Here is a 13,356-nt window from a genome sequence, read left to right on the forward strand (position 1 = left end):
TGAGCGATTTAGAGATGGCATCTGCCGAGATCTTCCCGGCCCTCGATCTGTCGCTGCTAGATCTGCCCAGCACAAACAGGTTGGGTCTTTCAGACACCTCTGATACCAAGCCACGAATCCTTCTGCTCTATGGGTCGAACAGGGAGCGTTCATTCAGCCGCCTGCTGACGCAAGAAGCCGCACGTCTGCTGCAGCGCATGGGCGCCGAGACCGTGATCTTCGATCCCTCCGGACTCCCCTTACCGGATGACGCACCGGCCGACCACCCCAAGGTGCAAGAGCTGCGCGACCTGGTGCTCTGGTCAGAGGGGCAGGTGTGGTGTTCACCAGAACGTCACGGCGCCATGTCTGCGGTGCTCAAGGCGCAAATCGACTGGATTCCCCTGACCCTGGGTGCCGTACGGCCTACGCAGGGCAAGACACTCGCCGTCATGCAAGTGTCAGGCGGCTCTCAATCGTTCAACACCGTGAACCAGATGAGAATTCTTGGGCGGTGGATGCGGATGCTGACCATCCCCAATCAGTCATCCGTGCCGAAGGCGTATCTTGAGTTCGACGACGCCGACCGGATGAAGCCTTCCGCGTATTACGACCGTGTAGTCGATGTGATGGAGGAATTGGTGAAATTCACCCTACTGGTTCGTGGCCGTGAGGATTACCTCGTTGATCGCTACTCGGAGCGAAAAGAAAGCGCGGACGCTTTATCGGCCAGAGTCAATCAGCGCTCTATCTAGCATTTGAGCGGATGGAGCCAGCGCTGGGCGCTAACCAAGCTAGCCCAGCGCTATGGTAGATCCTGAATCAAGGTCCGTTCGACTGACCTCTTGTTTTGACACTTCTACTTGGCCGCCAGAGCGACATCTGTACTTAGCCTTGACAGCAAGCCTGATGCTAAACGGAACGTGCGCGTGTGGTTTTGATGTGTGAATAAGGCAGTGTGCCATTTGGCAACGGCTCCAGACCCTAATCCATACGAAATCTGGCACACCCAATGCGTACGGCTTGCGGTCTACCCTAAATGCACACTCTTTTTGGTCGACCGGAAGATCAAGTCGTATCAGCAACCGCCGCTTCGCTTCTACCGTTCGTCGGTGTCAAGCTTGCTGGGAACCCTTTCGCTGATTACTGTCTATCCATACAGTACCCAGAAAGGAGGTTTATCCCATGTTCACTTCGCGCCCCATTCCTCGTCTCTGCCACGGTTGTCCCGGTCGTTCTGTCGAGTACCAGAAGGTCACGGCTTCAGGGATTGAGCAGGTGGGCCGCTATGGACATGCTTGGTGATGAGCAGGACAGCTTCGAGCAGCAGCAGTCCCTCTTCCGTCCTACGGAGCTGATGTATTGCCGCAACCTCGTTGATCTGCTGACTGAAGAACTGGACCAGGTGCGTCAGTGCTTGGGGCAAGCCCAGCGTGCCAATCGGGTTTTGGTCGCTGAGCGGGATGTCCTGACGGCGGAGGTACAGCGCCACCGACTACGCTACGTCCAGTTCGTACAGGAAGAGAACCAGCGCCACGTGCCACGGGGTGACCGGCTCATTCCGGACGACCGCGACGACCCGCTCTCGCGTGCCCAGCGTCATATCCTGCGGCTGGAGTCTATGAACTCTGTCCTGCACGCAGACCTCTTCAAGGTGCGTGCGCAGCTGCAGATCCTGCTTACCGAACGAGGCAGCTCGCCGTCGGCGCCGGCGGGGGTGCAGCATGGATAACGCCGCCACCAATGTCGTTGCGCTTGACTTTCTGCTAGACAGTCGCCGCGTATGGCGCGGGCAGAGTCCTCACGTCGACGACGCCAGCACCCAGCCAACCGGGCACGCCGCGCTCGACGCCCAGCTACCCCTCGGCGGTTGGCCTGATGCCGCCCTGACCGAGATCCTGAGCCCCCGGCCGGGCCTGGGTGAGCTGACGCTCGTGTGGCCGGCGCTGGCGCGCCTTACCGCCACCGGCGAGCGAGTCGTGCTAATCGCCCCTCCCTATCTGCTCTACCCACACGCCTGGTTGCAGGCCGGCGTCGATCTCGGCCGGCTGAGCGTCATCCAGGTCCAGGGCAAGGACGTGCTGTGGGCCGCTGAGCAGTGCCTGCGCTCCGGTAGCTGTGGTGCGGTGCTCTGCTGGCCCAGCCGTGCGGACGATCGCGCGCTGCGCCGGCTGCAGGTGGCTGCAGAGACCGGGCAGACCCTGGCGTTTGCGTTCCGCCACCAGCGGGAAGCCGTCAATGCCTCACCTGCAGCGCTACGCCTGGTGCTCGAGGGTTCGCCTCAGCAGCTGCGGGTGCTCAAGTGCCGCGGCGGCAACCCACCGGCGACGGCCCTTGAGCATCGGGTTTGGCATTGAGGGACGACTGCCATGAAATGGGCCTGCATTTACTTTCCGCAGTTTGCGCTGGACGGCGTACTGCGTAATTGTCCTGACCCGGACGAACCCCTGTTACTGCTCCACGGGCCGATACAACGCCGGATCATCAAGGCGGCAAACCCGGCGGCGTTGGCGCTCGGCCTTCGGCCTCAGATGACCTACACCGCGGCTCAAGCGATCTGCCCGCAGTTTGCGACGGTGGAGTACGACGAAGCGGCGCTGAGGCGACAGCACGAGCTGCTGGCGGCGTGGGCGTACGGGTTCAGCTCCCAGGTGAGCCTGCACTTCGCCGACGCCCTGGTGCTGGAGGTGCAGTCGAGCCTGCCGCTCTTCGGGCCCTGGCCAAGATTTGAAGCGAGGCTGCGCCAGGAGCTCACGGCGCTGGGCTTCGGCCACCGAATCACCCTGGCACCCAACCCAGTCGCCGCCCGGGTGTTGGCCAACGCCGGCGACAGCCTGGCGGTTCGCGACGAGGCAGGCCTGGCCAGCGCCATGCGCACGCTGCCAGTAGCGCTGCTTGGCTTCGAGCCCGAGATCGTCCAGGCCTTGAGCCGCATGGGGCTTCGGCAGCTCAGCCAGGTGCTGGCGCTATCCCGGGCGCAGCTCGCCCGGCGCTTTCCCCTGAGTCTGCTGAACCACATCGATCAGATGCTGGGCAGCAAGGTTCTGCCCCTGGAGTTTTTCCTGCCCCCGGCCACCTTCAGGCTGCGGATCGAACTCAACTTCGAGGTCGAGTCGACGCAGGCCCTGCTGTTCCCGCTGCGTCGCCTGACCTCGGACCTGGCCACCTACCTCGCCGGCCGGGACATGGGCGCCCAACGCTTCACCCTACGGCTGGAGCATAGGGAGGCGCCGACCACGGAGGTGGTGGTTGGCTTACTCGCCCCGGAGCGTGACCCTGCGCTGCTGTTCGAATTTGCCCGGGGACGCCTGGAGCCCACCCAGGTGGTGGAGCCGGTACTCGCGATCGGCCTGGTCGCTGACGAGCTGCCCTCGTTCGTCCCTCAGCACCGCGGCCTCTTCGATGAGCGCCCGCAACAGACCGTGAGCTGGGAGCAGCTGCGCGAGCGGCTGCGCTCTCGCCTGGGCGACGACGCGGTCTATGCGGTCGGCGCCCAGGGCGATCACCGGCCGGAGCGGGCCTGGCGGCGCGACACGCCTTCGTTGGCGCTCCAGGCACTAGGGCCGAATCGGCGGCCTGGCTGGCTGCTACCGGCGCCGGAACCCCTGGACGTCGATCAGTCACGGGTCCTGAGCGGGCCTGAGCGTATCGAGAGCGGATGGTGGGACGGTGAAGATGCCCGTCGGGACTACTACGTGCTCGAGCTCGCCGACGGGCGTACGGCCTGGGCCTTCCAGTCTCCGGCGGAGGGGCCGGGCTGGTGGGTGCAGGGGTGGTTTGCGTGACAGTCCGCTATGCGGAGCTCCACTGCCTGTCGAACTTCAGCTTCCAGCGCGGTGCCTCCAGCGTCGATCAGCTGTTCGAGCGGGCCAAGGCCATGGGCTATGAGGCACTGGCCATCACCGACGAGTGCACCCTCGCCGGCATCGTGCGCGCCTGGCAGGCATCGGAGAAGCATGGCGTCCGGCTGATCGTGGGCGCGGAGTTCCAGGTCGCCCAGGGCCCCAAGCTCGTGCTGCTGGTGGAAGACCTGCACGGCTACCAGCAGCTGTGCCGGCTGATCACCCTCGCCCGCCGGCGCGCGGAAAAGGGCAGCTACCGGCTGCTGCGCGAGGACCTCGACCAGGTCGCCGGCCTTGTCGCGCTCTGGGTACCGGAGCGCGACGCGGAAGCGGAGGCGGTGCGCTGGTTGATAAAGGTGTTTCCCGGCCGGCTGTGGATTGCTGCCGAGCTCCACTTCGATCAGGACGACAAGGTACTGCTGCAGCAGTTGCAGGGGCTGGGTGCGGCCTTGGGCGTAGGGCTGGTGGCTACCGGTGATGTGCACATGCACTGCCGCGGGCGCCGGGCCCTGCAGGACACCATCACCGCGATCCGCCATCACGTCCCCGTGGCCGAGGCCGGTCAGCTGCTCTTCCCGAATGGGGAGCGCCACCTACGGACCCGTGAGGCCTTGGCGAGGTGCTATCCGCCCGAGCTGCTGGAAGAGACCCTGCGCATTGCAGAGCGCTGCACCTTCAGCCTGGCGGAGCTGCGCTACCAATACCCCAGCGAGGTGGTACCGGAAGGTCATACCGCCACCAGCTGGCTGCGGGTGCTGACCGAGGAGGGCTGCGCCTGGCGCTGGCCCGAAGGCCTGTCTGATCGGCTGCGAGCCCAGATCGAAAAGGAGCTGCAGCTGATCGCCGACAAGGCATACGAGAGTTACTTCCTGACGGTGCACGACATTGTCCGCTTCGCACGGCAGCAGGGGATCCTCTGCCAGGGGCGCGGCTCGGCCGCCAACTCTGCCGTCTGCTTTGCACTGGGCATCACTGAGCTGGATCCGACCCGGATCAACCTGCTGTTCGAGCGCTTCATCAGCCATGAGCGGGACGAGCCGCCGGACATCGACGTCGACTTCGAGCATGACCGCCGTGAAGAGGTCATCCAGTACATCTTCCGCCGCTACGGCCGGCAGCGTGCTGCGCTCACTGCGGTGGTGTCCACCTATCACGCCGCGGGCGCTGTGCGGGACGTGGCCAAGGCCCTGGGCCTGCCTCCGGATCAAATCACCGCGCTGGCGGACTGCTGCGGCCGCTGGACGGACAACCTGCCGCCACCGGAGAGACTGCGCGAATCAGGCTTCGATCCTGATAGCCCCGTCCTTCACCGGATCCTGGTGCTCACCGGCGAGCTGATCGGATTCCCGCGGCACCTGTCGCAGCACCCGGGCGGTTTCGTTATCGCCGACCAGACGCTGGATACCCTGGTGCCGGTCGAGAACGCGGCTATGGAAGGACGCACCGTCATCCAGTGGGACAAGGACGACCTCGATGCCATGGGCCTGCTCAAGGTCGACATCCTCGCCCTGGGCATGCTCAGTGCCCTGCGCCGGTGCTTCGACTTGGTGAGGGGCTACCGGGGTGAGGAGCTGACCCTGGCCACCGTGCCCCAGGAGGACAAGCCGACCTACGCGATGATCAGCCGGGCGGACACCCTTGGCGTGTTCCAGATCGAGTCACGCGCCCAGATGGCCATGCTGCCGCGGCTGAAGCCACAGACCTTTTACGACCTGGTGATCGAGGTGGCCATCGTCCGCCCGGGCCCCATCCAGGGAGGCATGGTCCACCCATACCTGCGCCGGCGGACGGGGCAGGAGGAGATCAGCTACCCGCCGGAACTCGAGCGCGTCTTCGGCCGAACGCTGGGTGTCCCATTGTTCCAGGAGCAGGTGATGGAGCTCGCCATCCTTGCCGCCGACTACACCCCGGGCGAAGCCGATCAGCTGCGCCGCAGCATGGCGGCGTGGAAGCGACATGGGGGCCTGGAACCCCATCGGGAGCGGCTCACCTCCCGCATGCTCGCCAACGGCTACAGCGCCGAGTACGCCGCGGACATCTTCCGCCAGATCGAGGGGTTCGGCAGCTACGGCTTTCCCGAGTCCCATGCGGCCAGCTTTGCCCTGCTGACCTATGCAAGCTGCTGGCTCAAATGCCACGAGCCGGCCGCTTTCGCCGCGGCGTTGATCAATTCCTACCCCATGGGCTTCTACAGCCCCGACCAGATCCTGCAGGACGCCCGGCGCCATCGGCTGCAGACCCTGCCGGTGGATGTGACCTGCAGTGACTGGGATTGCAGTCTTGAGGCTGTCGCTGATAGCTCGCAGCCGGCGATCCGGATGGGCTTGCGGATGGTGCGCGGCTTGGCCGAAAAAGCAGGACGTGCAGTTGAGCAAGCCCGCCTGCAGCGGCCATTCCGCGATGTCGCTGACCTGTGCCTACGGGCAGGCCTCGATGCCAAGGCCCGCGAGTGCCTGGCTGATGCGGGTGCACTGAAAGGCCTGGCTGGGCACCGGTTCCAGGCACGCTGGGCCATGGCCGCGGTTGAGCCGCAGCTGCCCCTCTTTGCTGAGGGCGCAGTGGTGGAGGAAGAGATCCAGGAGCTGGTGGCACCGACCGTGGGTGAAGACCTCTCTTCGGACTATGCGTCTCTCGGCACTACTCTGGGTCCCCACCCACTCACCCTGCTGCGGCCGGAACTTACGGCCCGGCGGCTTATGAGCTCAAAGGAGCTGAAGGAGCGGCGCCACGGTCAGCCAGCGCGGGTCGCCGGTCTGGTTGTTGGTCGGCAGCGGCCTGGTACAGCCAGCGGCGTGACCTTCGTGACCCTTGAGGATGAGTATGGGATGGTGAACGTGGTGGTGTGGCGGACCCTGGCAGAGCGCCAGCGGCGAGAGCTGGTGGCATCTCAGTTGATGCGCGTGGATGGCACTGTCGAGACACGAGGCGGCGTACTGCATGTAGTGGCGGGCCGACTGGAGGACATCAGCGAGCTGCTTCAAGGGTTGGATACACGCAGTCGGGATTTTCACTAGCCGTTCACCACCGATGAATTGTGATCAGAGGCCGCAGGTACGAAGTGGGAAGCGTTCCGGCCTTAATCAGACGGTTGAGTCCGGAACGAAGCTTGGGGCAATTCAAGACGTGTACAGCCTCGACCTGATCAATCGACCCCTCGAATGAACGCTGCACGGCTATCTGATAAGGGCTAGGCGCGATCAAAATAGATACTATGATGACCTTAAGGCTGCAGACTCAGAAACCTGGCATTGGCGGTCGCTTCAGAGCGTCAGCTATACTCAAAAGGCGGTCAACTGCAAGCAATTTGGGGGCTCAATGACGTTCTGCTCGCAGGACGCCGCAAGGTGATTGCGGGTCTAGCTGTTAGTAACTTGGTTTCTGGTGAGCACTGCGAGCCTTTGGAGGGAGAGTAATTAGCATTGGGGAACTCGACCGAAGCGGGGTAAGAAGTGGAAAAGGAAAAGCGAAAGATTGTCGTGCTACATAGCGGCGGGCTGGATTCAACTGTCTGTTTACTACTTGCGCAGTCACGTGGTCACGAGGTTGTTAGCCTCGGGGTAAGCTATAACCAGCATCACCACGTCGAGCTGGACTACGCAGCTGCACAGTGCGCTCGTTTTGGTATTGAGCGGAAGATTGTTTCGGTCGCATGGAGCAAGCCAGCACGTAATATCCCGAAAAACCGCTCAATGGAAGACATCAAGAAGGGGGTTTCGAGTGCCTTCCTTCCAGGCCGCAATGGCATTTTCCTTATGCTGGCTTCAGCCGAAGCTGCCGGAATCGGCGCTGACGAAGTATGGACAGGAATCAACTCGATTGATTTTTCCGGCTATCCTGATTGCCGCCCTGAGTTCATTGCAAGTTTCAGAAAGATGCTCTCGTATGCTATTCCTAAAGGACCGAAACTGTCCGCGCCGCTGCAAAATAAGTCGAAGCCTCAGATCGCCAAGCTTGCCCAACGTCTAGGTTTGCAGCGCCATGAAACATGGAGCTGTTACAGGCCTGAGATTGCGGAAGCTGGATTCGTACCATGCGGCGCATGCGATGCATGCAAGCTCCACGAGTTTGCATGGCAGGGCATTAAGTGACAGAGCTTTTGGAGAAGGCCGGCGTGAATACAGTTTGTTTGGTCGCCTGTACCAGCAAAAAGAGTGACCAACCGACAGCAGCTGAGCTTATCTACCGGTCGCCGCTCTTCTTAGCTGCACGCAGCTACGCTCAGCACCGTGCCGACCAATGGTTCATACTTTCAGCGAAGCATGGACTGCTATCTCCCGAAGAAATAATTGCTCCTTACAACGAGTCGCTTCTAAATCAAAGCGAGTTGCAACGACAGGAGTGGGCTACAGATGTCTATAAGGCTTTGAATGCACGCGTACCTGCGGGGGCGCGCATCATATTTTTAGCAGGATCTGCCTATCGCTCTTATCTTGCCCCTGCATTCGAGGCAGATGGCCGTGAAACAGCAGCTCCTATGTCAGCGCTGGGGATAGGTAGTCAAGTAGCTTGGCTGCAGAAAGTCGAGAGCGAACACGTACGTTTGTCCCAAATCGATCGCTTTTACGCGCTTCTAAAGCGTGTGATAGCTTTGAATACCGGTTTAAGCCAAAAACTATCTCAACAGACAGCTGCGTCTGTTCGACACGAGCGGGGCATTTACTTCTTCTTTGAAGATGGCGAGATGCGTATGACTGCACCGTTCCAGCAACGAGTTGTTCGAATCGGCACTCATGCGGTCAGTGAGGGATCAAAAGCCACACTCTGGAACCGCCTACGCACGCATCGAGGGGGAGGCAATGGTCTTGGAAATCACCGCGGATCGATCTTTCGTCTTCACGTGGGCGAATCACTCATAAGGCGTAAAGAGCTTGAGGCAAGCTTCCCGACCTGGGGTAAGGGGCAATCGGCACCAGCCAATGTTCGCTCGGGAGAAGAAGAAATTGAATTCGCAGTCTCCGAGCACATTCGAGCGATGCAAGTAGCGTGGCTAGAGGTGCCTGACGCATCGTCGGCTGATAGTGATCGTGGCTATTTAGAAAGAAATTTCATCGCGCTCTTAGCGGGCCCAACCGGACCACTGGATCTACCAAGTGGGAAGTGGCTAGGTCGGTGGAGTACTCGTGAAGCCGTCAAAAGCTCAGGACTATGGAACGTAAATCATGTCTACGAGACATTTGATGAAACGTCACTAGAGGTATTCGAGCAACACATTGAAGTCGCTGAGGGACTGCGTGCTAGAACAGAGCAGTCATTAGCGCCAAGTGGATGGCGCTCGCGCATTAAAGAGCGCGAAAACGCGAGCGGACAAATTGATTTGTTATAGGGAATAGCATGACCAAGGACAGATGCAACGATAGAGATAAGGATTTTTGCGATCTGCTGAAGCGGTACCCCCGTGCCATCGTGCACTTACGATCTCAGGTTCGCAAGCAGCGTTTCGGCGCAATCCTTGGGGCGGGAATCAGCGTTGATTTCGGCGCTCCACAGTGGAACAACTTGATCAATGACATCGCTTCTGATCCCGCTGTTGACGCAACTGATATAGTAGGAGGCAAGACATTCACCAGCATGGCAGCCCCCTACCAGACCGAAATTCTCTATCAAAAATTTAGGGGCAAGTTTTATGAAAACTTGACGGGCCTATCCCCGGCAGAGCAATTAAATTCTGCTACGGCAGAGTGGCTCACAATATGCCAAAAGTATTTATACAAAACACCACCAATCGATATAGCAGAAGCGCTTCCTAAACATCCATATATGGAAGAGTTGATTCCGCTAATTCAAAATAGCGCGCTAACTATAAATTTTAACTTTGACGACTATCTAGAACGGGCACTCGTAATAAGAAAGCGCCCTATAGATAAGGGTAATCGCGGCTTCGAGGTTGTCACTGACCCTTGGCCACAGTTTCGGCGACAAGACTGTGTGATTTATCATATTCACGGATATGTCCCGGAAGGCCTTATGGAGAAAACTGTCGATCGATTTGTATTTTCAGAAGCTTCATATTCAAAGCAATATGTTGGATCTCGCGGCCATGACTCGTCATTTTTTCTGGCTCACCTGGCTAGAAACACCTGCCTACTAATCGGCTGCTCGTTGGAGGCAGAACTTAGAAATGTATTAATGCGAGGTGCTGAAACAAACCCCGGAAACTTTCATTACTATTGCCATTGGGTTCCTCGCCACGACGCTCTTTCCGATGTCGAAAAGCAGCTAATTTCCGATACGAATTTCAAAGTTTACAATATAATAACACTCTTCCTAACCTCCTCAGAGATTAGACTGCTACTAAAATTAATTAACGGAAATGATATCTTGGACGGCAGGCTTAATGACCTGGCGACACGCAGCGCTACTCCACTGAAGTACACTTTCTATATGACGGGCTCGCTCGGAGTTGGTAAGAGCACTACCACAAGTCATCTTCGCAATTTAAACGTTCTAGATGAGTGGCTTGAACCTCGCCCTGAGGTACTAGGTAAACCGTGGGACGACCTGACGGAGAATGAGAAAGTTTCTGCGGACAGTTGGGTCGCAGGTCAGTTTACGCAAAAGAATGACACACTTAGACACGAGAAACATCCAGTTATCAGTGTTGTTGATCGTCCACCGCTCGACCCATTGGTGTTCACGCTGCCTGTAGAAAGGTCTGCCAAGGCGAAATTCTTAGCGGACCATATATGCCCTAATGACGGTCTCGGGAGCTACGGTATAGAAAAAGGCGTCGTCATCCTGTTACTGGGCGATCCTAAGGAATTGTCTGCTCGGGTACGCGCAACAGGCAGGAGCAAATATACGGCGGAAAGATTGGAGGACATGCAACAGCAAATGAGGGAACTGTACGAGCCCATGCAGGGCACTGTTACTATCGATACCCAATTTATGAGTATAGCAGAGCTAACCAAGCGAGTCGCTGAAGTCATACATCGAGAAAAATACGAGCCTGCAGATTTAACAACGAAGCTGCATAGTTACCTCGGAGACGGCAGTGGATCTGTTTGATCACAACCGGCCGCTTGTTTACCTCGCGGGCCCCCTCTTTTCAGAGGCTGAACTCAACTTCAATCTCGCTTTGACTGAGCGTATTGAGCAAAGTTTGGATGTATATCTGCCGCAACGAGATGGCGGAAAACTCGTTGATTTGCTGGCATGCGGTGTGGAAAAGCGAGCAGCCTATAAGTCAATTTTTGACCGCGACCTGCGAGCTCTAGAGGCCGCAAGCGCTGTGATCATCGTGCTTGATGGACGTACGATTGACGAGGGCGCAGCTTTCGAGCTCGGGTACGCCTATGCCCATGCAAAGCTGTGTTTCGGCCTCCAAACCGATCCCCGGCGTTTAATGCCGGCGGGAAACAATCCGATGATCGAAATGCCATTGCAGAAAATTTTCCATAGTATCGAGAGTGTCGGCGAGTGGGCCGACTGGTTCGCGCGCACTGAGGTAACGCTCTACAGGAAATGAAGTGCCAAAGGATACGGATTAGGCTGTCATGATTTCGCTCAGCAGCTCCGTGTGACCATCAAGTACCGTGAGCAGCTTGACTAGAGCCAGTGACGGCTTTGTCTTACCAGTTTCATGCTGGGAGAATGCGTTGACTCCGCCGCCGAATCTGCCGGACCCAGGCCGTCGCTCGTCGCCGACGACTGGAGATATATACATGGCCAAGCCCAATCAGCGTGACCTGACCTACTGCACGTTGGCTCTGCTGCTAACGGTACGGATCCATGGCACCGAGAGCGCCGTACGTGACACGGCCAGGCGCTGTGTAAAGCTGCTCCCCAGGCGGCAGCGAGACCTAATGCTAAACGTCGTCCAGGCTCAGTATCCCTTGGATCTAGTCCGCCATATCGCCCGAAACCTAGATGCATGACATGGTCGTTAGGACTGCAGAACTCTTCTGCCTAGAGAACTTCCTACTTCAGATTAGCTAGTTCCTCTCGAGCAGCGCCAATAGCTTTTGCGCGGAATTACACTGAGGTGAAAGCAGAACCTGCCGCACCTTCTCATATGCTCGAGCGGCTTGCTCATAGGGCAGGTGACTCTCGTCGTAGTGCCAGCCCGCTGCTGCCAGAGCTGCGCACTTCAACTGGCGTGCTGCTCCCCATCCCTTCCAGCCTTCCCAGCTGGGCTGCGATCTGATGACGCCTACGCCCCATCCAAGCTTTTCTAAGAGACCAGTGTTGGCCTTCGCTTCAGCCTCAGCTAGCTCAGCGATCGCGGCTTCCACCTTTAGATACCTCGGGATGGGCCCTTCGATTCGATACATTTCTGTGGCCGTGATCGGCTCGATGTCACGAAGCTCGTCTTTAAATCGCATTGCTCAACATCCCACATAAAGAAGTGAAGGCATCTCGATAGCAACGGGAGACGAATCAGATTCCGTCGAAGCTAGCGATCCCTACCCGGAAGGGCTTCCATTCATTCTCCGGCGTACCAGGCAGACAGATCGCCACGCTCACCTGCTGTCCAGCCTGAGGATCAGCCGGCTTTATCGCCACGTGCCGATAGACCGTGAAATCAGGCCTATACATCGTCGAGCTCTGGCTCCGGTGGTACTCCCAGATGCCGTACCCGTTCAAGGTACTCACCTGGCGCTCCAGATTGATCACGCCACCTTTTTCCAGCCGAATCACTAGCACCTTGGTAGCCCTCTCAGCCAAAGCACGCATCATAACCTGCCCGCTCTCAGCACCTGGCCAAAGGGCGACCTATGAGCTGTTGAACGCCGAAACCTAACCTCCTGAGACCTGGATAAGGTTTCCTGCTGATCCCATTCCGCACTTCTGCGACCGTGCACGGCATCCTGTGCGAGGTCTCCTATGAAGCGCCCTTCCCTCTCTCAAACGCTTGCCGCTGTAGGCTTTGTTGCCTTGTCGGGTGCGTGCCTTTATCTCTACGTAGAGCTGTCTCACGTCAATCGTGACCTCAACGCGACGGCAGACCAGAACACGGTCCAAGCCATTACCCAGCGTCTGGACAAGATGCAGGACCAGATGGATGGCTTCGCCGGCGGCAAGCCTGTCCAAGACGCCGATTTCCGGGCCAGTCAGCAAGCGCTGTCTCAACGGATCGATACCGCCCAGGCCATGCTGGTGGAGATCCAGCGTGCCAATCAGACCGCGCTGCAGGGCATGGCCCAGGCCGGTGACCTAGTGGTGCTCGAGGCGAAGATCGAAGACCTGCAAAACGACCTTGGCGACCTGCGCAGAAAAGCAGTGGAGCCTGTCAAGGCACCGCCTCCACTGATGGTTCCCAAGCAGCGCAGCGCTCCATCCACCGCGCACAAGCCCGAGCCACCCAAGCCAGTCGACACCCCTCCACCTTTCACCGTCGTGGGCATCGAGTACCGCGGCGGCGAGCGCTTTCTTTCAATCGCCCCGCCCGGTAGCACCCAGCTCAGCGAGCTCTACCTGGTGCGCCCAGGCGACAACGTCGGCGGTACCCGCTGGCGGCTGGCCAACCTCGACGACCGCCAGGCGCAGTTCAGCGTCGACGGCGCGACCCGCACCCTATCCGTCAAGTAGTAGAGGC

13 protein-coding genes are annotated in these 13,356 nt (G+C 59.1%); 11 read left to right on the forward strand and 2 right to left on the reverse strand.

Annotated elements, in window-relative coordinates; all coding sequences use genetic code 11:
- Nucleotides 1-14 precede the first annotated feature (14 nt).
- The 9 genes from arsH (at nucleotide 15) to FAZ11_RS20045 (ending at nucleotide 11,286) form a co-directional block, all read left to right on the forward strand.
- The gene (gene arsH / locus FAZ11_RS20005) at nucleotides 15-734 is read left to right on the forward strand and encodes an arsenical resistance protein ArsH (protein ID WP_181902084.1); all 720 of its coding nucleotides are present in this window, start codon (nucleotides 15-17) and stop codon (nucleotides 732-734) included.
- 533 nt (nucleotides 735-1,267) lie between these two features.
- The gene (locus FAZ11_RS20010; RefSeq protein ID WP_058783957.1) at nucleotides 1,268-1,711 is read left to right on the forward strand and encodes a hypothetical protein; all 444 of its coding nucleotides are present in this window, start codon (nucleotides 1,268-1,270) and stop codon (nucleotides 1,709-1,711) included.
- Entirely contained in the window at nucleotides 1,704-2,336 is a 633-nt protein-coding gene (gene imuA, locus FAZ11_RS20015; protein ID WP_137279507.1) for a translesion DNA synthesis-associated protein ImuA, read from the forward strand. Before FAZ11_RS20010 ends, imuA begins: the two co-directional genes overlap by 8 nt.
- Before the next feature lie 12 nt (nucleotides 2,337-2,348).
- Nucleotides 2,349-3,764 (forward strand): Y-family DNA polymerase, encoded by a 1,416-nt coding sequence (locus tag FAZ11_RS20020; RefSeq protein ID WP_058783955.1) that lies wholly within the window; start codon nucleotides 2,349-2,351, stop codon nucleotides 3,762-3,764.
- Nucleotides 3,761-6,835: an error-prone DNA polymerase gene (locus FAZ11_RS20025; RefSeq protein WP_058783954.1), complete on the forward strand. Its 3,075-nt coding sequence runs from the start codon at nucleotides 3,761-3,763 to the stop codon at nucleotides 6,833-6,835. The genes FAZ11_RS20020 and FAZ11_RS20025 overlap by 4 nt, the downstream gene beginning before the upstream one ends.
- A 435-nt stretch (nucleotides 6,836-7,270) precedes the next feature.
- Nucleotides 7,271-7,909 (forward strand): 7-cyano-7-deazaguanine synthase QueC, encoded by a 639-nt coding sequence (queC, locus tag FAZ11_RS20030; RefSeq protein ID WP_081322063.1) that lies wholly within the window; start codon nucleotides 7,271-7,273, stop codon nucleotides 7,907-7,909.
- Nucleotides 7,910-7,932: 23 nt separating this feature from the next.
- Complete coding sequence (locus FAZ11_RS20035; protein WP_137279508.1) at nucleotides 7,933-9,144, forward strand: GIY-YIG domain-containing protein; 1,212 nt, start codon at nucleotides 7,933-7,935, stop codon at nucleotides 9,142-9,144.
- 8 nt (nucleotides 9,145-9,152) lie between these two features.
- Nucleotides 9,153-10,826 (forward strand): SIR2 family protein, encoded by a 1,674-nt coding sequence (locus FAZ11_RS20040; RefSeq protein WP_081322062.1) that lies wholly within the window; start codon nucleotides 9,153-9,155, stop codon nucleotides 10,824-10,826.
- Nucleotides 10,813-11,286 (forward strand): nucleoside 2-deoxyribosyltransferase, encoded by a 474-nt coding sequence (locus FAZ11_RS20045; RefSeq protein ID WP_058783953.1) that lies wholly within the window; start codon nucleotides 10,813-10,815, stop codon nucleotides 11,284-11,286. The genes FAZ11_RS20040 and FAZ11_RS20045 overlap by 14 nt, the downstream gene beginning before the upstream one ends.
- Nucleotides 11,287-11,304: 18 nt before the next feature.
- Here FAZ11_RS20045 and FAZ11_RS20050 read toward each other — a convergent pair whose 3' ends face one another.
- A complete protein-coding gene (locus tag FAZ11_RS20050) occupies nucleotides 11,305-11,484 on the reverse strand; it encodes a type II toxin-antitoxin system MqsA family antitoxin (protein WP_081322060.1) in 180 nt (59 codons plus the stop codon).
- Between FAZ11_RS20050 and FAZ11_RS25735 the strand changes: the two genes are divergently transcribed.
- Nucleotides 11,483-11,695, forward strand: coding sequence for a DUF7740 domain-containing protein (locus tag FAZ11_RS25735; RefSeq protein ID WP_058783952.1), 213 nt, complete (start codon nucleotides 11,483-11,485; stop codon nucleotides 11,693-11,695). The two genes, FAZ11_RS20050 and FAZ11_RS25735, sit on opposite strands and share 2 nt — an antisense overlap.
- A gap of 502 nt (nucleotides 11,696-12,197) precedes the next feature.
- Here FAZ11_RS25735 and FAZ11_RS20060 read toward each other — a convergent pair.
- Nucleotides 12,198-12,497 carry a hypothetical protein gene (locus FAZ11_RS20060; RefSeq protein WP_241667491.1) on the reverse strand — a complete coding sequence of 100 codons (300 nt, stop codon included), beginning with the start codon at nucleotides 12,495-12,497 and terminating at the stop codon, nucleotides 12,198-12,200.
- A 147-nt stretch (nucleotides 12,498-12,644) separates the two neighbouring features.
- Between FAZ11_RS20060 and FAZ11_RS20065 the strand changes: the two genes are divergently transcribed.
- Entirely contained in the window at nucleotides 12,645-13,349 is a 705-nt protein-coding gene (locus FAZ11_RS20065) for a hypothetical protein (protein WP_137279509.1), read from the forward strand.
- Nucleotides 13,350-13,356 lie beyond the last annotated feature (7 nt).

This window comes from Pseudomonas rhizoryzae (genome assembly GCF_005250615.1).
In the GTDB taxonomy this organism is placed as follows: Bacteria; Pseudomonadota; Gammaproteobacteria; order Pseudomonadales; family Pseudomonadaceae; genus Chryseomonas; species Chryseomonas rhizoryzae.

Bases quoted from the DNA above. Each gene is read 5' to 3' on its own strand.
- arsH (WP_181902084.1), top strand. From the start codon at position 15: ATGGCATCTGCCGAGATCTTCCCGGCCCTCGATCTGTCGCTGCTAGAT.
- FAZ11_RS20010 (WP_058783957.1), top strand. From the start codon at position 1,268: ATGGACATGCTTGGTGATGAGCAGGACAGCTTCGAGCAGCAGCAGTCC.
- imuA (WP_137279507.1), top strand. From the start codon at position 1,704: ATGGATAACGCCGCCACCAATGTCGTTGCGCTTGACTTTCTGCTAGAC.
- FAZ11_RS20020 (WP_058783955.1), top strand. From the start codon at position 2,349: ATGAAATGGGCCTGCATTTACTTTCCGCAGTTTGCGCTGGACGGCGTA.
- FAZ11_RS20040 (WP_081322062.1), top strand. From the start codon at position 9,153: ATGACCAAGGACAGATGCAACGATAGAGATAAGGATTTTTGCGATCTG.
- FAZ11_RS25735 (WP_058783952.1), top strand. From the start codon at position 11,483: ATGGCCAAGCCCAATCAGCGTGACCTGACCTACTGCACGTTGGCTCTG.
- FAZ11_RS20050 (WP_081322060.1), bottom strand. From the start codon at position 11,484: ATGTATATATCTCCAGTCGTCGGCGACGAGCGACGGCCTGGGTCCGGC.
- FAZ11_RS20060 (WP_241667491.1), bottom strand. From the start codon at position 12,497: ATGATGCGTGCTTTGGCTGAGAGGGCTACCAAGGTGCTAGTGATTCGG.
- FAZ11_RS20065 (WP_137279509.1), top strand. From the start codon at position 12,645: ATGAAGCGCCCTTCCCTCTCTCAAACGCTTGCCGCTGTAGGCTTTGTT.